This is a genomic window from Sediminibacter sp. Hel_I_10, from assembly GCF_000688335.1.
GTDB lineage: Bacteria > Bacteroidota > Bacteroidia > Flavobacteriales > Flavobacteriaceae > Psychroserpens.
This window is the reverse complement of record NZ_JHZX01000001.1, coordinates 3502202-3524615: the sequence shown is the minus strand read 5'-3', so window position 1 is coordinate 3524615 and position 22414 is coordinate 3502202. Positions and strand designations below refer to the sequence as shown.

19 protein-coding genes are annotated in these 22414 nt (G+C 36.3%); 14 read left to right on the top strand and 5 right to left on the bottom strand.

The features are described from left to right. Window positions 1-134: 134 nt before the first annotated feature. Entirely contained in the window at window positions 135-1325 is a 1191-nt protein-coding gene (sucC, locus tag P176_RS0115855) for an ADP-forming succinate--CoA ligase subunit beta (RefSeq protein ID WP_026755625.1), read from the bottom strand. A 215-nt stretch (window positions 1326-1540) separates the two neighbouring features. On the opposite strand from sucC, the gene lysA reads away from it, so the two are divergent. From lysA to P176_RS20455, 5 genes are all read left to right on the top strand, one after another. Continuing rightward, a complete protein-coding gene (gene lysA / locus P176_RS0115850; RefSeq protein ID WP_026755624.1) occupies window positions 1541-2746 on the top strand; it encodes a diaminopimelate decarboxylase in 1206 nt (401 codons plus the stop codon). 97 nt (window positions 2747-2843) lie between these two features. Then, window positions 2844-3881, top strand: a complete 1038-nt coding sequence (locus P176_RS0115845) for an AI-2E family transporter (protein ID WP_026755623.1) — start codon at window positions 2844-2846, stop codon at window positions 3879-3881. 295 nt (window positions 3882-4176) lie between these two features. Then, entirely contained in the window at window positions 4177-5685 is a 1509-nt protein-coding gene (locus tag P176_RS0115840; RefSeq protein WP_051605536.1) for a PAS domain-containing sensor histidine kinase, read from the top strand. Then, a complete protein-coding gene (locus P176_RS0115835) occupies window positions 5678-6073 on the top strand; it encodes a response regulator (RefSeq protein ID WP_026755621.1) in 396 nt (131 codons plus the stop codon). Before P176_RS0115840 ends, P176_RS0115835 begins: the two co-directional genes overlap by 8 nt. 124 nt (window positions 6074-6197) lie before the next feature. Beyond that, the gene (locus tag P176_RS20455; RefSeq protein ID WP_156033129.1) at window positions 6198-6347 is read left to right on the top strand and encodes a hypothetical protein; all 150 of its coding nucleotides are present in this window, start codon (window positions 6198-6200) and stop codon (window positions 6345-6347) included. A 3-nt stretch (window positions 6348-6350) separates the two neighbouring features. Here the strand turns inward: P176_RS20455 and P176_RS0115825 are convergent, their stop codons facing one another. Further along, the gene (locus P176_RS0115825) at window positions 6351-7406 is read right to left on the bottom strand and encodes a M23 family metallopeptidase (protein WP_197022179.1); all 1056 of its coding nucleotides are present in this window, start codon (window positions 7404-7406) and stop codon (window positions 6351-6353) included. A gap of 100 nt (window positions 7407-7506) precedes the next feature. Continuing rightward, window positions 7507-8910 (bottom strand): M20/M25/M40 family metallo-hydrolase, encoded by a 1404-nt coding sequence (locus P176_RS0115820; RefSeq protein ID WP_026755619.1) that lies wholly within the window; start codon window positions 8908-8910, stop codon window positions 7507-7509. A 152-nt stretch (window positions 8911-9062) separates the two neighbouring features. Between P176_RS0115820 and P176_RS20110 the strand changes: the two genes are divergently transcribed. Beyond that, window positions 9063-10949, top strand: a complete 1887-nt coding sequence (locus P176_RS20110) for a histidine kinase dimerization/phosphoacceptor domain -containing protein (protein ID WP_026755618.1) — start codon at window positions 9063-9065, stop codon at window positions 10947-10949. Further along, the gene (locus tag P176_RS0115810) at window positions 10949-11695 is read left to right on the top strand and encodes a LytTR family DNA-binding domain-containing protein (protein ID WP_026755617.1); all 747 of its coding nucleotides are present in this window, start codon (window positions 10949-10951) and stop codon (window positions 11693-11695) included. Before P176_RS20110 ends, P176_RS0115810 begins: the two co-directional genes overlap by 1 nt. Before the next feature lie 19 nt (window positions 11696-11714). Here the strand turns inward: P176_RS0115810 and P176_RS0115805 are convergent, their stop codons facing one another. After that, complete coding sequence (locus tag P176_RS0115805) at window positions 11715-12347, bottom strand: response regulator transcription factor (protein WP_026755616.1); 633 nt, start codon at window positions 12345-12347, stop codon at window positions 11715-11717. 70 nt (window positions 12348-12417) lie between these two features. Then, window positions 12418-15450, bottom strand: coding sequence for a sensor histidine kinase (locus P176_RS0115800; protein ID WP_231481271.1), 3033 nt, complete (start codon window positions 15448-15450; stop codon window positions 12418-12420). Window positions 15451-15918: 468 nt separating this feature from the next. Between P176_RS0115800 and P176_RS19655 the strand changes: the two genes are divergently transcribed. From P176_RS19655 to P176_RS0115760, 7 genes are all read left to right on the top strand, one after another. Further along, a complete protein-coding gene (locus P176_RS19655; RefSeq protein ID WP_051605535.1) occupies window positions 15919-16659 on the top strand; it encodes a hypothetical protein in 741 nt (246 codons plus the stop codon). A 21-nt stretch (window positions 16660-16680) separates the two neighbouring features. Further along, on the top strand, window positions 16681-17439 hold the full coding sequence (locus P176_RS0115790; RefSeq protein ID WP_026755614.1) for a hypothetical protein: 759 nt from the start codon (window positions 16681-16683) through the stop codon (window positions 17437-17439). A 50-nt stretch (window positions 17440-17489) separates the two neighbouring features. Further along, the gene (locus P176_RS0115785; protein WP_197022178.1) at window positions 17490-18023 is read left to right on the top strand and encodes a nuclear transport factor 2 family protein; all 534 of its coding nucleotides are present in this window, start codon (window positions 17490-17492) and stop codon (window positions 18021-18023) included. Window positions 18024-18374: 351 nt separating this feature from the next. Further along, complete coding sequence (locus P176_RS0115775) at window positions 18375-19721, top strand: MFS transporter (protein ID WP_037348992.1); 1347 nt, start codon at window positions 18375-18377, stop codon at window positions 19719-19721. Between the two features lie 89 nt (window positions 19722-19810). After that, window positions 19811-21109 (top strand): DUF418 domain-containing protein, encoded by a 1299-nt coding sequence (locus tag P176_RS0115770; RefSeq protein WP_026755611.1) that lies wholly within the window; start codon window positions 19811-19813, stop codon window positions 21107-21109. Window positions 21110-21113: 4 nt separating this feature from the next. After that, window positions 21114-21746, top strand: a complete 633-nt coding sequence (locus tag P176_RS19650) for a DUF418 domain-containing protein (protein ID WP_026755610.1) — start codon at window positions 21114-21116, stop codon at window positions 21744-21746. Further along, a complete protein-coding gene (locus tag P176_RS0115760; protein WP_026755609.1) occupies window positions 21721-22380 on the top strand; it encodes a DUF418 domain-containing protein in 660 nt (219 codons plus the stop codon). Before P176_RS19650 ends, P176_RS0115760 begins: the two co-directional genes overlap by 26 nt. The last annotated feature ends 34 nt before the right edge of the window (window positions 22381-22414 follow it).

The window sequence follows — 22414 nt, the reverse complement described above, 5'->3', positions numbered from 1 at the left end:
TGTGAGGTAACGTTATTAAAAATGAAATCCATAGTGTAAAGAACGCTTAAAAATTGAAAACAATAAGGCAAATAAAAAGACCTGCCAGATATTGAAAATCTGACAGGTCTTAATGTATGTATTTAATTACAGTATTAAGCTAGCACTTGCTGAACTTTATCTGCTGCTTCTTGAAATTCTGTTGCACTCATGACATCAAATCCAGAGTTGTCAATCAATTCTTTAGCGATATCTGCATTGGTTCCTTGAAGACGCACAATGATTGGCACCTCAATAGTTCCCATGTTTTTATAAGCATCAATAACGCCTTGGGCAACACGATCACAACGAACAATACCTCCAAAGATGTTAATCAAAATCGCTTTAACTGCAGGATCTTTCAAAATAAGCTTAAAGGCCGCCTCTACTCTTGCTGCATCGGCAGTACCACCAACATCCAAGAAGTTAGCTGGCTCACCACCGGCTTGCTTGATCAAATCCATTGTTGCCATTGCAAGACCCGCTCCGTTTACCATACAACCCACGTTTCCGTCTAGGTCTACATAGTTAAGTCCAACTTCTTTGGCTTCAACCTCAATTGGGTTTTCTTCACGTAAGTCACGTAGATTGGTGTAATCTTTATGACGGAATAATGCGTTATCATCAATGGTAACTTTAGCATCTACGGCTAAAATTTTATCATCACTTGTTTTTAAAACCGGGTTGATTTCAAATAAAGAAGCGTCTGATTTATCATAAGCGGTATAAAGCGCATGTACAAATTTGGTCATGTCTTTAAATCCAGCACCAGAAAGCCCTAAATTAAAGGCAATACGACGTGCTTGAAATGGCATAAGACCTACAGAAGGATCTATTTCCTCATGAAAGATCAAATGTGGTGTCTCTTCAGCAACCGTCTCAATATCCATACCACCTTCGGTAGAATACATGATCATGTTTTTTCCTGTTGCACGATTTAAGAGCACAGACATATAGTATTCATTTGGCTCACTATCACCAGGATAATAGACATCTTCTGCTACTAAAATTTGGTGTACTTTTTTACCTTCTGCAGATGTTTGAGGCGTTACCAAATTCATCCCGATAATCTCTCCAGCAATTTTTTCTACTTCTGTCAAGTTTTTTGCCAATTTAACGCCGCCGCCTTTACCGCGTCCTCCAGCATGTACTTGTGCTTTTAAAACGTGCCAGCTTGTGCCTGTTTCAGAAGTTAACTGCTTTGCAGCTGCTACCGCTTCATGAGCATTTTGTGCAACGATACCGCGTTGAATGCGCACGCCAAAACTTGCCAATATGTCTTTACCTTGATATTCGTGTAGATTCATTTGTTTTTAAGATTAATATGGTTGTACTCCGGTAAAGTTTCCGAAGTAGTGAATGAGCAACAAAAATAAACATACTAAAAGTTTTTACCAATAAATTTCCATTGAGTTTAATGAGAGTAAGAACTTCAACAATAAAACGCTTAATTTTTAAGGATTTCTTATCAGTTTGCTTAAAAAAAGCACTTAATTTTGCGCCTTAATTTAAATTTAAAGAAATGGAACAAAACACCTTATTACAAATTGCAAAAGACTTTGGAAGTCCTGTTTATGTTTATGATGCTGAAAAAATCAAATTTCAGTATAAACGTTTAACCTCTGCATTTGATAAGGTGAAACAGTTGAAGTTGAATTACGCGGTGAAGGCCCTGTCTAATATTTCGGTATTAAAATTATTCAACCAACTGGGTTCTGGCCTGGATACTGTCTCTATACAAGAAGTGCAATTAGGGCTCAAGGCTGGTTTTAAGCCTGAGCAAATTATTTTCACTCCTAACGGTGTCTCTTTAGCGGAAATTGAAAAGGCTGCTACATTGGGCGTCCAGATCAATATTGACAACCTTTCTGTTTTAGAACAGTTCGGGACACGTCATCCAAAAACACCGGTGTGTATTCGTATCAATCCGCACGTGATGGCTGGAGGAAACACTAATATTTCTGTAGGTCATATAGATAGTAAGTTTGGGATTAGTATTCATCAAATTCCGCATTTATTACGTATTGTAGAAAATACTAAAATGAATATCAACGGGATTCACATGCATACGGGAAGTGATATTTTAGATATTGATGTGTTTCTATATGCTAGCGAAATTCTTTTTGATACTGCTAGAAATTTCAAGAATCTGGAGTTTATTGATTTTGGATCTGGATTTAAAGTGCCTTATAAAACTGGCGATATCGAAACCAATATAGAAGAACTTGGAGAAAAACTATCTCAACGTTTTAATGAGTTTTGTAAGTCATACGGTAAGCCATTAACCTTAGCGTTTGAACCGGGCAAATTTCTGGTGAGTGAAGCAGGCTATTTTTTAACTAAAGTGAATGTTGTTAAGCAAACGACCTCTACGGTTTTTGCTCAAGTAGATTCTGGGTTTAATCACCTCATAAGACCAATGTTATATGGCTCTCAACATGAAATTATCAATATCTCAAATCCTGAAGGCCGTGAGCGTTTTTATTCTGTTGTAGGTTACATTTGTGAAACCGATACTTTTGCGAATAACAGGCGCATTAACGAAATTAATGAAGATGACATCTTAGCTTTTAAAAATGCAGGGGCCTATTGCTACTCAATGGCCAGCAACTACAACTCTCGCTATAGACCATCAGAAGTGCTTTGGCATAAGGGAGAAGCCCACCTTATAAGAAAGCGAGAAACTTTTGATGATATTGTGCATAATCAAGTGGAGATTGAGATCTAAGTCCGAATTTATTTTTTGGAATAGATTAACAATTTTCTTTTTTGGATAGGCGCTAGTCGTAAATTCGATGTAATTTGATTTAAAATTTAAAATGCACATGCCACAAATAGCACCTAAGATTATTCGTCAAATATTTATCCTGATACTCATTGTTTTAATGGGTTGCTTGATATTTAGGGAAATGCTACCCTATTTGAGCGGTATTTTAGGTGCTATTACATTCTATATATTGTTAAGAAAGTTTATGGTGGCTTTGGTAAAGACACACAAATGGAGGCCTTCTGTGGCTGCATTATTATTGATGACCGCTTCCTTTTTCGTGATTCTAATCCCACTTACAGGCTTTGTTTTAATGCTGGGAAATAAAATCACTGATGCTGTCAAAAATAGTGAGAAAGTGGTGACCGCTCTTAAACACCAAGTGAGTATTATTGAAGAAAGTACTGGTATGGATGTCAATTCGTCCATAGACACCAAATCAATTACATCTTGGTTATCCGAAAATCTTCAAACCATGGCTGGCGGTACATTTAACATCTTTATCGCTATTGGTTTAATGTATTTTATGCTCTACTTTATGTTGACCAATAGAAAACAATTGCGTCATTCTTTACGTGAGTATATCCCGATGAACACTGATAGTATTAATCAAATAGGTAGAGAAGTACAAGCTATGGTGAAGAGTAATGCTGTTGGTATTCCTCTAGTGGCTTTAGCACAGGGCATTATTGCCTTAATAGGCTTTTTTATATTTGGTATCGAAGACCCTTTCTTTTGGTTTGTAATAGTGACTATAGGCTCGATGATTCCTTTTGTAGGAACATTGATTGGTATCCTACCAGTATTTATTCTTGCACTATCTAGTGGAGATACGTTTCAAGCTTGGGGTGTTTTAATTTATGGATTTGTGGTTGTTGGCTCTACCGATAATATCATACGTTTATACGTGCTTAAGAAGCTAGATAATGTACACCCATTAGTAACCCTATTTGGAGTGATTGTAGGTGTGCCACTCTTTGGGTTTATTGGTCTTATTTTTGGCCCCCTACTCATCAGTCTTTTTATGGCTTTAGTAAGAATTTATAAGGAGGAATATGGCAAAACGTTAGCCCAAAAGAGTGAAGAACATATTTAAATTTAGAAAATTTTTAAAAAAATTAATTATTCTAATTTCAAACACAAATTCCTTTAAACCAATATTTTAATTTAACATTTATTTAAGAACTGATGACTATCCTTTTGTTTTTTGGTAATTTTCAACGTCTAAATTTGCATTTTACCGAATATTAAAGCTATATTTCTCTAGATTTTTAATCTATCTTAAATTTTTAACAGGTAATTAATCCAATTCATTGATAGCTATTAGTTAATCACCTTATACTTTTTAAGATTCCAAATTCATTGACTAATATACCTAAATGTAGTAACCTATGGATTCAATAGAACATTTTATTCTATCCTCGGAGGAGAACCCTCCAAACACTAAAAAAATCACATTTCTGAATTCAATTCAAGATTCCATTGCTATTGGATCTTGGGAGGTTGATCTCGAAAAAACAAAGGTGATATGGAGCAGCATGACCAAAACAATACATGAAGTAGATGATGACTTTGAACCCAAATTTGATGGAGCCATAGATTTTTTCCCAGAAGGAAAATATCGAGATCGTATTCTTGATGTATTTGAAAGAGCTGTAACTCTTGGCGAAAAATATGATGTTGAACTTCAATTTTTATCGGCTAAAAAAAATTTGAAATGGGTAAGATCCGTCGGTTATCCAGTATTTGAGAATGGTAAGTGTGTTAAAGTAAAAGGTGTCTTTCAAGATATTACTGAAAGTAAAAATAGAGCAAATGAAGTTTCTTTAAAAGAAAAGCAACTTCGAGCTACTTGGGAGAGCTCTCCAAATGGTATGGCCATTCTTAATTTGGATGGAAGACTTGAAACTGTAAATAAGAGTTTCTGCCGTCTTTTAGAATATACCGAAAATGAATTGAGAGCTCTTTATTTCAACGATCTTATTCACCCTGAGGATCTGGTCAATAGAAAATCAGAAATCGAACATCTCATTTCCGGTAAGCTAGATTATCGTCAGAAAGAGAAAAGGATGATCACAAAAACCGGTAAACTTATATTTGTCCTATGTTCATCCTCTGTTGTTCGCGATACCGAAGGGAAAGCCTTGAACATGATCATCAACATCGCAAACATTACACAGAATAAGAAAGCAGAAGATGAAATTAAAATGCTCTTAAAAACCACTGAGCAGCAAAATATGCGTTTGCTTAATTTTGCGCACATTGTTTCCCACAACCTGAGATCCCATACCGGAAATCTAGAAATGTTATTGAATTTACTAAAAGACGAATTCCCAGAAGCAACAAGAAACGATTATTTCCCTTTGATAAATGACGCGGTAAATAATCTAAGTGAGACCATTTCGCATTTAAACGAAGTATCTACAACTAATACTAAAAATCATGAATTAGAATCTCTCAATTTATTAGAATATACCAATAAGGCCATTAGCAGTATTAAAGCATTAGCTATAGAAACTGATGCAAATATTATCGTTGATATTGATAAAGGGATATCAATTTTGGGGATTCCTGCCTATCTCGACTCGATATTACTTAATTTTTTAACCAATGCTATCAAATATCGAAGACAAGATGTAAAACCGATTATTGAACTATCTGCTAAAAAGGAAGATAAACTCATCAAGTTTAATATAGAAGATAATGGTTTAGGAATTGACCTTGAACAGAATGGCCATAAACTCTTCGGAATGTATAAGGTATTTCACAGACATGATGATGCTAGAGGTCTTGGGCTATTTATAAGTAAAAATCAAATTGATGCCATTGGCGGCTCGGTAGAAGTTAAGAGCGAAGTCAATAAAGGCACAACATTTTCAATCTATTTTCAATATGAGTAAAGTTGATTTGACCTGTATCATAGATGATGACCCTGTATTTATATTTGCGGCCAAACGTGTTTTGAACATTTCAGAATTTTGTAAAAATTTTACTGTTTTTAATAATGGACAAGAAGCGATTCAAGCGCTTAAACCTATTATTCAATCTGGCAAAGAGGTTCCTGATGTCATTTTACTTGATCTCAACATGCCTATTATGGATGGATGGCAATTTTTAGATGAATTTATCAAAATCAAATCTCCTAAAAAACTGCTGCTTTATATTGTAAGCTCTTCCATTGATCCCGCAGACTTGAAAAAAGCAAAATCTTATGAGCTTGTTAGTGATTATATTATTAAACCAATCACTAAAAAATCGGTTGAAGTTATTACAAGATCATTTGATTAACAAACTCTAATATTCAGATAAATTTCTTATCGTTTTATTCCCTTCGGAAATTCAACACATTGGTCTTATAAATTATTTAACATTTTTCTAGTCCTTACTTCGTAAATTGAAACAAAAACAGTTTATGGGAACTAAAGGAGAATTTTGGTCACACAGAAAGCCAGCAGATATGCACGATGACGGTGTTCATTTTAATAAAGAGCAATTAGCAAAAAAGAAAGCTAAAGAATTACAGAAAAAGGAAAGTAACAAAAACAATTCCGAAGAAGAATAAAGATCAATTCCGTTCTAAAATCAAAGATTCGTGCATAAAACCCTCTAAACTATCATTGATTTGGAGATGAAACCAATCTCCTACTTTGCTTAAAATTTTAAGCGGTACGTTTGGACCTAAATCCTTTATTTTTTCATTAGTAACGCCATCACCAACTCTTAATTCATTAATCGCTAAACGGGTTTTACCTTTTTTAAATACGGAACCGTTGTTTGGTTTAGGACGTTCCGCCTCTTTTACAAATGGCAATGGGTCTATTGCGCCTGATTTGGTATATATGCCAAAATGCAAATGCGGACTTGTGGTTCTCGCATTACCCGTATTACCAACAAAACCTAGGGTATCTCCTATTGTCACTCTATTACCTCCAGTTACATTTATACTGTCTAAATGTGCATAATATAAAGACTGGCCAAAAACACCATCTCGCAACCACACTTGTTTACCTCCCAGGCCCCTATTACCAGTATTGGTAATAAATCCGTCTGTTACAGCAATCACAGGAGTACCTCGACTTGCAAAAATATCAATCCCCTTATGGGAGCGTTTACCACCTGCTCTAGTTGCTCCCCAAAAACTTTGAATTGCCGAATTCCCTTTACCACTCACTGGAAATAGAAATGTAGGTTCCCTATAAATAGCAATATGAAATTTTAATGCTGCACTTAATGCTGGTGTGATCACCAACTTATAATTTGAGTTTTCAGATACTGAGAAATCTAAAGTATTCACTCCCGGTTCATTTGAAACCAACGGATTCTCCGCTATAGTTGAATCGTTTTCAATAGCAAAAAGATCAATCAACAATTGTAGACTATCTGCACTAACCTCTGAAGCAACTTTTAAGCGCTCTCCTCTCTTTAAAGCTAAGACATAAGATAAGGTCTTAAAATCAACAGAATCTGTCTCCGCAACTAGCGAAACCGGTAAATCAATTTTTAAACCGTTGGATTTTGATAACGTGAGATTTAAATTGTAGCGTTTAAATAAGGAATCATGATCTTTTAAATCTCTTTCAAAAACAGTTCTAGCAGAAGGTTTTGCTATAGCATCTGACACTTTTTGAACTTGTTTACAAGAAGCAAGTACCACTAAAATGAAAATATATTTTAATCGACGTTTCACATGGTTACTAAAGCAGAAACCATACCACAATTAGTTAGTCTTTAATTTGGCTTTCATTCGGAATGCTATCTGTACCATATTTATCAATTAAATACACAAGAGCCGTCATAGAAGCGGCTCCAAGCTCTAATTCTCGTTTGTTTACCGCGTCAAAAGTATCGTTACTGGCATGATGGTAATCAAAATAGCGTTGTGAATCGGGGCGTAAACCAGCTAAAACAATAGTGTTATCTTTTAAAGGTCCTACATCTGCCCCACTACCACCTTGTTCAAAATAATGAATTAGATAAGGTTTAAAGAGGGGTTTCCAGCTTTCAATTTTTGAAAACATGAGGTCGCTACAGTCAAAGCTAAAGCCTCTTGGCGTAAAACCACCTGCATCACTTTCCAAAGCGAAGATGTGTGTTTCGTTTTTTGATTTTGCCACTTCGGCGTATTTATTTCCACCGCGCAATCCATTTTCTTCATTCATAAACAATACAGCCCTGATGGTACGTTTCGGTGTAATACCACTGGCTTTCAATAATCGTAATACATCCATAGATTGCACTACTCCTGCGCCATCATCATGAGAACCATCACCTAGATCCCAAGAATCAAGATGGCCACCCACAACAATAATTTCATTAGGAAATTCACTTCCCGTGATTTCCCCAATAACATTGTAAGATTGCACGTCTGCCAGTTGTTTACAATTTTGACTAAAAAAGAAATTAATATTCTTGTTAAGTGAGAGCATTCCGCTTAAGAGTTCTGCATCATTGGTGCTAATGGCAGCAGATGGAATGCGCTGACTATTTGGTAAATCGCCGTAAGACATGGTTCCGGTATGCGGAAAATCATCCATTCTCAAATTCATAGACCTCACAATAACGCCTACTGCGCCGTATTTCCCTGCTTCCATAGCGCCACTGTAACGCTGATCTACACAACCGCCGTAAGCTTCAAACGTTTGGATAAGATCTGCCTGCATTGGTCTATTGAAAAACACGATTTTACCTTTGATATTTTCTTCACCTAAAGCAGCAAGATCTTCTAGCCCCTGCACCTCTATCACTTTCGCCTTAATACCGCCATTAGGCGTTTCAATTGAACCGCCCAAAGCGCAAATATTAACACTGGTTGTTTGACCAGGAGACGTTTCTATATAGGCAAATTCTGGAGCGCCCCTCACCCATCTCGGTACCATGACCGGTTGCAACCAAACCTTGTCTAAACCTAATTTTTCAAACTCTGCCTTTGTATATTCTACTGCCTTTTCGGCATTTAAAGAGCCAGATAAACGTCCTCCTATTTGATTGGAAAGATGATCTAACCATTGATAGCTCATTCCGTCAGTCAGCGATGTGGTATATATTTTTTTAAGGTTATCCGCATCAGTTTGAGCAAAGGTCAATGCAAAAATTAAGCTTGCTACAACGGCTAAAGTATATTTCATAAAAAGAGGTTTTCAAAAGACTTTAAATATACTACTTCTTAAACTTCAATTTGAGCTGTTCGAGAAGTAAAACCGTACGACTGTAAGACACAAACATATTTTAACTATATTTAACAGTTCCCAAAGTCTTTTTTATCAGCCTAATAAGACTTATGCTTAAATTATTCACAACTTTTCTTGTTCTTTTTTCTCAAGCATATTCCTATGGTCAAACGGAATCCATAACCCAAAATCCAGATCAATTTAAACGTATAGACTTAGACTCCTGTTTATCTTGGATGCAACAGCATTACACAAGCAATACGGATCACTTTTTAAAGATTGGAATTCAAACCCTAAAGCGAGCAGAAAAAAAACAGAACGATGAGTCCATCGCAAAAATTCATGAAACGATGGCTGATTGGCACGGTTATCACGGAATTTTTTCGCCAGACTCTGTTGTTTATCATTCAGAAAAAGCTCTTGGGTATTATAAGAGTTCAGGTAATGATTTAAAAGTTGCAGATACTTATAGAGCATTGTCTATAGATTACATGAATACTGGTGAGCTTGATAAGGCGCAAAGCGCGCTCTTTAAAGCAATTCCTCTTTATGAAACGCTAGATGATGAAAAAGGTCTGGGAAGCGCGTATCGATGTTTGGGAGTATTGTACAGGGTAATGGAAGATTTCGAGAAATCGATAGACTATACTCAAAAAGCCGTTATTCTTTTAGAAAAGACAAAAGATTATGCTTCTGTAGCCATTGCTCAATTTAACCTTATTATTAGTTACGGAGAACTAAACCAGTTCGAGGAGGCCTATAGGGCGGCCGATTATTGCATTGATCTTGTAAACACCAAAGTTCCAGAAGAAATTTTTGTTCCCATTAGAGCGCATTCCTACAGAGGGGACGTCTATTTAAAAGCATTGGATTACACCAATGCATTGAAAGATTTTATCTGTGCTTGGGAATTATGTAAATCTCATATTGGCGAACAGCGTTGTGCAACCTACCGTACGGAAATTGGTCAAATTTATCTGCTTCAAAAAGATTACAAAAAAGCGCTAGAACATTTAAGTATTGGTGTCAATGCTTATGAAGACAAAGGTCAAGAAGGCCTTATTATTCCATATCGCAATTTATCTGAGACCTATGCCAACTTGGGCGATTTTGAAAGCGCCATGAATTACAAGGACAAGGCCAACAACAATGTCATCAAAGTTTTAGAGGATAAAATTTCTAATCTTGAAACAGAAGCGATCATTAAATATGAGACTGGTAAAAAAGATGAAGCCCTAATTGCGCAAGCGGCTTTGTTATCTCAAAAATCAAAAGTACAGCAACTTATTATTGCCATTGCTAGTTTATTGGCAATACTATTATTGACCTTATTCTTCTTTTTCAACAAAAACAAAAAGAAAACCCAAATCATCAAAGCTAAAAGTGACGAGAATGAATTGTTGTTAAAAGAAATTCACCATCGTGTCAAAAACAACCTAGAGATGGTAAAAAGCTTAATTGCTTTACAATCTGCCCAACTCGATGATCCAGCCTCAAAAGAGGCCATGCTCGCCAGTCAAAACCGAGTGCAATCCATGGGAATTATTCATCAAAAACTGTATCAAGGAAACAACTTAGGAAGTATAGAAATGAAAGATTATTTTATCAATCTTGGTGATGGTATACTCGATACATTTAACAAAGAAGATAAAGTAACTATTGAATGCGCCATGGAACAACTGGAATTAGATGTTGATACCGCAGTGCCAATAGGTCTTATTGTAAATGAACTTTTAACCAATGCCTTAAAATATGCATTCCCAAAAGATGCTGTAGGTATTATTAAAATTAGCCTCTCGCAGACCTCTTCGGAGACTTTAGACTTAAATGTATCTGATAATGGGATAGGAAAAATTATTGATTTAACAACACAAGGTACGGGCTTTGGATCTCAGCTCATCAAACTATTAACCTTACAACTGGATGGTAAAATGACAGAGGAAATTAACCGTGGCACTAAAGTGTCTTTTCAATTTAAAATGAAAAAAGCAGCCTAATGCTAGAACCTATTAAGATTTTAATTGTAGAAGATGAAATGATTATTGGTGCTCATATTTCTTTACAATTAACCATGTTAGGTTACGAAATAGTAGGCATTATTCCCCGTGGTGAAGAGGCCTTACTTCACTTTAAGAATAATCGCCCAGATATTGTTTTGTTAGACATTCAACTTAAAGGCCGTTTAGATGGTATTGAGACCGCTATTGCCATGCAGAAGGAATATAATGTACCCATCATCTATTTAACTGCCAATACCAATGATGACTATTTTAATAGGGCAAAATGTACAAATCCCTTCGCCTTTATATCTAAACCCTTTAAAAAATTAGATTTGCAACGTGCTATAGAATTAACTGTAAATCACATTCAAGAGCACCAATTAGAAGACAATAATCTAAGTCAAGTTCATCAGAGCTCTCCTTTTCTTTTGAGCGACTGTATATTTGTTCGCCATCATGAAAAGATGCTAAAGGTTTACATAAAAGATATTTTCTATATCGAAGCCGAACGAAATTACTGTCGTATTTATTCAAAAGGCAAGGAATATCTTTTAGTAATGACTTTAAAGCAAATGGATAAAAAACTACCTGAGAGGCATTTTCTTAGAGTACATCGATCATATATTGTAAATCTCTCCCAAATAAATGAAGTGGCTACAAGTCACATTGTCATAGAAAAAAAAGCAATCCCTGTAAGTAAATCTTTAAAAGAAGAGCTGCTAAAAAGGCTTCATACTATCTAGCGAAAAACATAGAGAAACTTTAAAGATCATCATCGTACGATTTTCTAATAAGTTCTGCCTTGCTATTAATATTTAGAGCTTTATAAATGTTCTTAATATGGCTGCGTACCGTATCAATAGAAACAAACAAATCATCGGCAATCATTTTATAACTCTTTCCATCAACGATACCTTTTACAATATCTTGTTGCCTATCTGTTAAAACAGAAAGCTTAGAGCGCTTTTTCGCATATTGATTCACGATTTTTCGCGCTATTGACGGAGACATGTAAGAGCCGCCTTTATAGACCACCTCTACTGCTTCTAGTATTTTTTTTAAAGGTGTTTTTTTAGAAAGATAGGAACAAGCACCAGCGCACAGGGCTTTAAAAATACTCTCATTATCCTCAAACGTGGTTAGCATCACAATATCGGTGTTAGGGCATTGGTCCATAATTAAGGGGATCCCCTCTATACCAGACATTCCTAAGAGATTAATATCCAATAAGATCACATCAATGTGATCTTCACTAGCCTTTTCTGTTTTTAAAAAATCTTCAACCGACGATGACAAATGCAAACAGCGCACGTAGTCTTGAGCTTCAAAAAAAGTGTTTAAACTGTCTTGAACCAAGTGATCATCTTCAACTATGGCAAGTTTTATGAGCGACAATAGAATCGGTTTTGATTATAAAGTAAATTTAGCATCTTTAGCAAATAAATCAATCACATAAGGATGTGGTTTATAAGTTGAAAGGCAATCTTAAAATGACACCAAATCCTTTTTCTTTTTCAAAACGAAGTTGTCCGTTTATCTTTTCAGCACGAAGCGCCATGTTAGATAGTCCTAAACCCGTATATTTTAAGCAAGGTGTATTGGTCCCATTATCTTTTATAGAAAGCTCGCAACCTTTATTGATATTGGAAAAACTCACATTGACTTTTGTGGCATTTGCATGCTTTAGACAATTGGTCAATGCTTCCTTATAGATCATGAATACATTTTGTTTAATCTCTGCCGGAAGTTTTTTATTAGGATTGATGATGGTAGATGCCTCTATATTGAAAGCAATATCCATTGGCAAAAGAAGCTCTTCGGCCAATTCTTGCATGCGTTCTATTAAATCATCAACGGTGCCACGCCGGCTATCGATGCTCCAAACCAAGTCTCGCATTTGTGAGACAGCACTTCTGCTAATTGTAGCTATTTTTTGAAGTTTAAACTTATCGGCCTCATTAGCATTGATTTCTAATAATTCAGTTTGCATGGCCAAGCCCGAAAGCATCGACCCCACATCGTCATGCAGATCACTAGAAATCTTTGTGCGCAAACGCTCCATGGCAATCACTTGATTGAGACGGTATCGAAATACGGAATATCCAAATAATATGGCAGCACATAGCGCCGAAAGAATAAACCACCAGGTTTTATAAAATATCTGTTTTACTTTAATAGGTATCGAGAGCATGGCAGCACTTTCGTTCCCTATAGCATCTGTTCCTTTTACTTTTAAAACATAATCTCCAGCAGGTAATTTATTATAACGAATACTCGCTTTATGACCTTGATAAAACCATCGGTCTTCATACCCTTCTAAGGTAGTGCTATAGGTGCTCTTTTGATTATTAAAAAAGCTAGGCATTGTCCAGTCTAATTGAAAATATTGATCATATGGTGAAATCGTCAATTCTGTAAATTTATTGTGGCTGTAATCTGTATTGAAACTACTTTTGTTTTTACTATTATATCCAGAAATCCCTAAAAATCGCAACTGCGGAGGCTCTGATGTTTTGAAAACATCATCAGGTTTAAAGACATTTAAACCGTTCATCCCGCCAAAATAATAGTTGCCTTGACTGTCTATCAAACAAGACGAATAATTACATTCATTATGGGATAAGCCATCTTCAGTATAAAAGTTTTGAAACAACTCCGTTTGCTTATCAAAATAAGAAATACCATTGTAAGTGCTTATCCAAAGATTGTCCTTTTTATCCCTTAGAATCCCTGTCACATTATCATCGGCCAAACCTTGTGCCTTACTGTATTTTTTTATTGTTGTACCATCCTTAGAAATATGATTAAGGCCGCCTCCATAAGTGCCAATCCATAAACTGCCATCTGAGTCTTCATCTATAACTAAAATATTATTCTTTGAAACACTGGGGTTTGTGTATATGGAATACGTCTCCTCTATACTACCATTTAAATTTATCTTTAATAGGCCACTGTTTTGTGTGCCTACCCAAATCATATCTTCAGTTTTGCTTTGAAAGAAATAAGCCAGATCAGAAACTTCATCAAATTCAAAATCATCCGAAAACACGGCTTCACTTTTTTCTGTTTCAGGATCAAACAGAAGCAATCTTGATAGGATGTAGCCAAATAACAACCGACCGTCTCTAAGCCTTATCAATGGATTAGGACCATAAACCTTAAGATTAGGGATAAATTGATCGTAACTCACTGTTTCTCCTGTTTCCAAATTGATCTTGTACATGGTTTTTCCAACGGTAAATACATGAGTTTTGGCTTTATTGAAAACAAAAAAACTGCAGGCATAATGCAGTTCTATTTTTTCATTACTCTCAGCATATAATTTGAGTGTATCAATTTTACCGGTCACATCTTGGGAAAATAAACTGTTCTTATTTTCGCAATGTGCATAAATAGTACCTTGATGGTCCTCAAACACACCTCGCATGCTATTTCCCCAACCCGATTTACTAGACTTAAATACATTTTTGAACATCTGGGTACCGGTACGTATTTTAAAGAGTCCGTTATCAGTTGCCACCCACAGTAAATTGCTGGCATCTATGAAAAGACTATTTATTTTGGTATAGTCAAAATGGTCAAGAAGTTTATCGGTATAATCTACAAAGTCCTCTTGCGGACTCATGCGATACAAGCGTTGTTGACCGGCAAACCACGTATAGCCCTCTTCATCTTGAATGGCATGGCCAAACTCATTATCTACATCAAGAATTCTTTCAGAACTTTGATTTTCTTCATTTAAAACATAGATACCGCCATCGTGAGGAAAGTAATAATGTCTGTTGTTGCAATCAAAAAAAGAGGCTACAAAATGCATCTCAGAACCATGCCACTCATAATTTCCCAAATCATAAAATGCCAATAAGGTTCCATCAATATGATACTTTAAGTTACCATTTGGGGTACTCCACCATAAAAACCCTTCTGAATCTTGAGACAATCGACTAAAACCTTTGTTGATTCTAGAAATTGATGCCATGACCTCAAATTTACCGTCTTTATATTTCTGAAGATACTGTTTAGGCTTATCTGCTTTAGTTGACCAATAATCTTCGGTAATTATCCAGATAGCACCATCTTCTACCTTAAGAACCCCAAGAACCTTTCCTTTTATACCATCTGGCTCATTGTATGCTGTTATAGAATCTGTCGGCAAATGCAATTTAAAGAGATCTTCATTCGCCATAAACCACAAAGCATCCTCGTCTTTGTCAAAAACCATTGTAGAAGTAAACAGCTCTTCTTCAATAAAAAAAGGATTTTTTTTATCGCTGTTGTAGACCTTAAAATTATAACCATCATAGCGATTAAGACCTTGAGAGGTACCGAACCACATCAGACCAGAATCGTCTTGGGCTATCGCTCTAACATCTCGAAAATTAAGTCCATCGGCCGTAGTTAAAACGTCTATTTGAGACAGGTTTTGGGCAAAGAGCATCCCTATCTGCAGAAAAAAAAGCAAAATAAACCTAAAACTATTAGAGTTATAAATAGGCATGGATGTATTGTAAATAGCTGGCTAATTACCAAATATACAAAAAGATAGCCTTAAAATATCACATGAAGATGTGATTGACGCGATCCATTGTTATGCCTAATTTGGACCATATTAAAAATTGACTTTTAACCAAGTATAAATTCAACCAAGCCCAACCCTACCTAAAACCTAGACCTAGTTTATTTATAGTAATGCACAATTCTGAGTTCATTTTTTTGAAAAGCAATTGAAACTATAATCACGTCATCCATGGTTTAACATCTGATAAAAATCGAAGACCGCCATAAAGAGAGACGCTTAAAATAAAGGCCAACTCCTACAAATTACCCCATCTACCTAAACGATATCGATAACTAAATCTAATGATTGGGACACCATCCCTGTGTGTTCGTCCTAATTGAGTTTGTTAACAATGTTATTTTATATAAACTAGATCACTATTAATTAACCATTTAAATACAATCTATTATGAAAACTTTAAGACTAACAGTATTTCTAATTTTGGTGCTGATCTTAGCGCCAACCTCGGCACAATCTCAGGATCAAGAATCTTTTATTTTGAACGTCACAGAGTTCACTATAAAATTTGGACATGACACGGACTTTACAGACGGTGTGAAAAAATGGAACAAATGCTACAAAGAAAATAACGGAACAAAAACTTGGAATGTGTGGCATCGCCTTCAAGGTAAAGGTAACGTCTATGTAATGGCCGGAAGAATGAACAACTGGGCCGAAATGGACGAAAAGAATCCTGCAGCCGCTGCTTGCCGCGCCATTGCGCTAGAATCTATTACGCCTCATATTGAAAGTTCAGAATTCAATACCACGAGATCTATGCCAGACATTAGCCTTAAGACAGATTTAGCTGAAACCAACGTGATATGGACAACTAGTTTTATAGTGAATGATGATGTCGCTTTTAATGAAGTCGTTAAAGAAGTTACAACTACCATGATGTCTAAGGACAAAACCCGAGGAGGTTATTGGTACAGAGTTATGGGCGGAGAGGGTACCGACTATTTTGTATCGTCGCCTTATAAAAACTTTGCAGATATGGACGTTGATCGAGACGGGGTTTGGAAAATGTATGAAAGTGTTCACGGCAAATCAAAAACCGAAACTGCTCGTAAAAAACTGAGAGACTCTTGTGATCGTATTTGGGACTATGTCTACACACTAGAAAGCGACTTGAGCTATACGAATTAATCGAAATAAAACATAACTATAATGAGAACACTTAAAACTTTCGTATTCACGCTGACACTAATGTTAGCCATACACTTTAATAATGACGCGCAACAATTATTTCATGTTCATGAAGATGTTGTAAAACCTTCTATGACTTCAGAATATGAAGACATCTTAAAAGAACTCTTTAAAATTATAGAAGACAACCCTATTGAGGATTTCAACATGTTAACCCTTCGTGGCTATAACAACCACTATTATTATATAGAGCCCATCAACTCTATGGCCGATTTAGACAAACCGTCTCCTTTGGCTTCTTTAGCAAAAACTGCTGGCGAAGAAAAGGTCATGAGCATCTTAAAACGTATGGACAAATGCTACGATGTAGAAAAAGACTATATCATTAAATTGAACAATGAGCTGTCTCACATGCCTGACGGAATGACGCAAACTCCTGAAGGAGAAAACTACAGAGAGCAATACAAGATATATTATACGCCACAAAACAGGAGCATGATGAAAGAGAAAATGAAATCTGTAAAAGACATGTTTATTACGAAGAATTCAAAAATGCACTACAGAGTTTATGAAAGTGGCTTCGGAACAGAAGCAGAATTCTATTTGGTATCCATCTCAGCAAAAGACGAATCGGATATGGCGACAAAATCAGAAATCCACGAAAAACTTCTGGGAGAGGACGGAAAGAAAATGATGTTTGATATGTTTCAGACTACGCTTAACATTGAAGAAATTGAAGGAGAAATACGTCCAGATTTAAGTTATAACTCAAAAAAATAATTAACCAATACCTGCAAGCAAGACACTTGCAGGTTTTAAATTTCAACCAAATGATTAAAAATATATTCTTATTCGTCATTGCCGTAAGTCTTTTTACAAGCTGTGAAACCAAAGACAAGCGTTACACTCAACAATCTCCAGAAATTGACACCGTCAAGCAGCTCATAAGTAACTACAACAACAAAAATTACGATATCAGCATGTATGCAGATACCTCAAAAACAAGTTACAACATGTATCAAAAATCACTGACTCCAGAAGAAACCATAGCATACCATAAGGCCAATGATCACATATATGCTTCCCGAGGTTTTATAGAGAAAGATCAAGAGTATGAAATGGTAGTTACCGATGATGGCAAAACCTGGGTTAACTTTTGGTCTGATTGGAAGGGAACGCTCGCTGGAAACAATCAAGAGATCTTTATACCAATACACCTCACCTATCAATTTATAGATGGTAAAATTGTAAGAGAATCCGGTTATTGGAATGCATCCCAAGTGATGCTGGCACAAGAAAAGATAGAAAAAGATGCAGCTGATATGAGTGATATTGAGGACACTTCTGAAACAGATGCAAACTAACATGCTTTCGAAATATTTAAAACAACTACTCCCCACTATTTCGAAAATGGAGCAGTAGCATTACAATTTAATTTAGCAGGCAGATACAATTTTTGTGGAGAGGATTGAGACCATCTTTTATTTGGAGGTTTTTAGTTTTATTGGTTAATAAATTAAATCACCTAGTCTGATTGTCGAGAATCTGCCTGTTTTTTTTAAACAAACAATCGAAAAAGTACTTTTTTGAGCTTTTAAGAATTCGTCATGTATTAAGCGCTTAACTCAACGGCTCTATAAATTATCAACCCTTCAAATACATAATCAGCACAGTGATATAAGCAAGAATAAAAATCTAACTAAACCAACCAGCACATGTCTAGATTAAAACTGAGCAGTAATCTCACCGATAATGCCTTCACCCGGTACTTTACATTTTCAGCATTATATATTGCACAGGGCATTCCCGAAGGGATAACGTTTTTTGCCATTCCTGCATGGTTAGCCATGAATGATAAATCGGCTTTAGAAATAGCATCATTTGTAGGTGTGATTGGCATTCCTTGGAGTTTTAAAATCATTATAGCCCCACTGATGGATCGTTTTACGCTTTTAGATATGGGAAGAAAACGACCTTGGGTTATTTTCGGACAGCTAGGTCTTATTCTTAGTTTTTTAAGCATTGGTTTTGTACCTGATCCATTGAATAACATGTCCGGCTTAATGACTGCTGGCTTTTTTATAAGCTTTTTTGGAGCGTTTCAGGATGTTGCCACAGATGGTATGGCGGTTGACGTGATTCCCATAGATGAGCAAGCCAGAGCAAATGGTTTAATGTGGGGTACAAAAATCATGGGCACATCGTTATCACTCGTTGCTGGTACGGCACTTATGAATGCGCTTGGCTTTTCTTTTGCCATTTCCTCACTTTCAATAGCGGTGGCCATAATCATGATTGTTCCTATCTATTTTAGAGAGCGTCCTGGAGAAAAACTAATGCCATGGACTACAGGTAGTACCTCTGCAGATTCAAAACAGACCCAACTTAGAAGTTGGTTACAGATTATTAAAAGTCTTTACAGAGTCGTTAGACTAAAGTCAAGTATGGTATTTGCCATTGGCGTATTTGCAACAGGCTGTATGTTTGGTCTTGTAGACACATTGATGCCCATTTTTAGTATCCAAGAGTTGGGTTGGACAAATGCTTACTTCTCAAATGTATTCTCTGTTACATCGATTATTGGGGGATTTTTAGGAATGTTTATTGGAGGGTATTTGGTGGATTGTTTTGGTAAAATCAAAATGCTCACCTTTTATCTTTCCGTAACGGCCGTCCTTATTACTTGCTTTGCTTTCATCACTGACTTATGGACCAACACATTGGTCATGTATGCCTTCATTCTCGTGTATTATACCTTAGCCACATTTTTATGTATTGCCATTTTTGCATCGGCCATGCACTTATGCTGGAAAACCGTAGCCGCCACTCAATTTACCCTTTACATGGCTTTATCCAATATGGGCAGAGCATCTGGAGCCGCCATATTAGGAGTTATAAAAAGTAACTTTAATTGGGAAATCGTTTTTCTTTTTACAGCAGCAATGCCCATTATCATGCTTGTGCTTATTCAGTTTATCAATTTTGATAAACATCGGGTTAAGGTGGATAGTTTCGTGATTTTAGATCAAACCTTAGTGGCTCCCCAAGTCATAAAAGATTGACCGTATAAAATTCATTTTAAAATTCTTAAGGATGTCTATCAGCAGATAAACACTACAGTTCAAGATAAAATAACTAAAACCAAGGCTTTATGAAAACTACTGCTACCTCCTTAACGCCCCTAAAGGCACTTGATCGCATCCATTCTATAGATATCATGCGGGGCATTGTGCTCTTCGGAATTTTATTAATGAACATTAATGGCATGGCGCTGGCCCATGCTTACGAAGACCCAACAGCCTCTGGAGGAGCCACCAGCTGGGATCTTTACACTTGGATGACTACAAACATGGTCTTTGAGGGCACGATGCGCGCCCTTTTCTCGCTCTTATTTGGAGCAGGTATGTTTATTCTTTTAAATCGGTTGGAAACTCGAGGTGCAGGCCTAAAGGCTGCCGACATCTATTTTAGACGGTTAATGTGGTTGTTGCTGTTTGGCCTTATCCACTCATACCTTTTACTCTGGACTGGCGAAATTTTATTTAGCTACGCCCTTATGGGTTTCTTGGTCTATTCCTTCCGGAATTTACCGCCAAAAACATTAATAAGTATTGCCTTGGTTTTATTTTCAATAGGCACCATTTGGAATTATGCCGAATACAATTCCGCTAAACAATTAACCGAAGACATGGTTTTAGTAGAGCAATATCAAAGCGACGGAAAAGCCCTTACTGAAGACCTAAAAGCCTCAGAACTTATGTGGAATGAATTACAGCAAGAACGATCTCCAGAAGCTATTACAGCATATAATGCAAATATGCAAAAAGGCTATTTTGATGTGGTTGCCTTTTTAGCACCCATCAATATGCATTTTGAAAAACACTATTTATACCGTTATGATGTATGGGACATATTGAGCATGATGCTTTTGGGTATTGCTTTTTTTAAACTGAACATCCTTTCTGCAGTCAAATCTTATCGCTTTTATTTTATCATGATGATTATTGGTTACACCGTTGGATTTAGTGTCAATTATTACGAAATACAACTGATTATTGATCATGACTTTTCAATGTTAAGTTTTGCTAAATCCAATATCTCTTATGACTTGGGGCGTGTTGCTGTTGCTATGGGACATATTGGTCTTATTATGCTATTCTGCAAATCGCCAATCTTCATCAGGTTAAAAGTTGCACTTTCTAATGTTGGTAAAATGGCGCTTACCAATTATGTCATGCATTCCATTTTTGCGCTGTTCCTATTTACAGGCGCAGGCTTTGGACTCTTTGGTGAGTTTCAACGTCATGAATTACTGTATATCGTTTTCTCTATTTGGATTTTTCAATTGATAACGAGTGCTATTTGGCTCCGTTACTTTCACTTTGGACCTCTTGAGTGGCTCTGGCGTAATTTAAGTTACAACAAAAGACACCCTATAAAAAAAGAATAAAATTATGGTACAGCATCAACAAAACCAGCTTAAACCGCTTCAGCAAGAACAACGCATTCATTTTTTAGATATCTTAAGAGGCCTTGCCATAAAATTCATTTTTATGGCGAATATTTTATTTTTTTCAGGAGCGTTCTTTATGGCTCCTGAAAACAGAAACTCAAATTTCGTTTTAGCGTCAGATGACCTACTCTCTTTTGTATCATACCTGATCATTGATGGGAAATTCTACTCTATTTTCTCGCTGCTCTTCGGGATAGGTTGCTTTGTACAATATCAAAAACTTCAAAAGCAGGAAAAACCATTTGCACCATTTTTTAGACGACGTATGTTTTGGTTATTGGCCTTTGGATTGATTCATTTGGTTGGCTTTTGGTTAGGAGATATCTTAACCTTATACGCGCTTTTGGGTTTTGTGATCATTCCGTTTATAAACGTCTCAGACAAAAAATTACTCAGCTTCGCCTGTGTTCTTATCCTATTGCCCATACTCAATTGGCTCCTCATTTATTATTTTGGGGTTGATTACCCACATTACCTTTTTCAAACCAGTACAGAGATCTGGTCCTACTACGGTTTTCCTCAATCAGAATGGCAGGGAAAAACCTATAATGACATTCATATTTCTATTGCTTAATGAGCATTGGGGAGACTTTTTTAAAATGAACTTTGGTAACACCTTTACCCGTATTGGTTTTATTTTAGAGGAAGGCCGCCTCTTTAAAGTATTTGGAATTTTCCTCATAGGTATTTGTGCTGGCCGCCATATTCGTAATCATCAGCTTTTAAACAACGCTCCGTTTCTCAAACGCATCGCAATTTTCGGATTACTTTTAGGTTTGCCAATGAGCGGATTGAGAGCTTACATAGAGTTGATGTTAGCACCCTCTCAACTTAATAGTTTTCTAATTACCCTGACCTATGCTCTTGGCACAGTTCCTTGTGCGTTGGGCTATGCCGCTCTTATTGCGCTTATTTACAGAAACAAACCTCATCTTCTACAATGGATTGCTCCTGCTGGCAAAATGGCATTTACCAACTACATTTTACAAACGGTATTTGGCATTGCATTTTTTTATAAACTCGGGCTAGGGCTCGCCGGAGAATTTGGTTTCACCGTAATTATGCTCATTGCTATGAGCTATTTTTTAATGGAAGTGCTCTTTAGCACCATATGGCTCAAGTATTTTAAATATGGGCCTTTAGAGTGGTTGTGGCGTCAGTTGACCTACGGAAAACGTCTGCAAATTTCTAAAAGTAAAGCCTTATGAAAGCCTCATCAATCCATCGTGATTTAGAAACAGA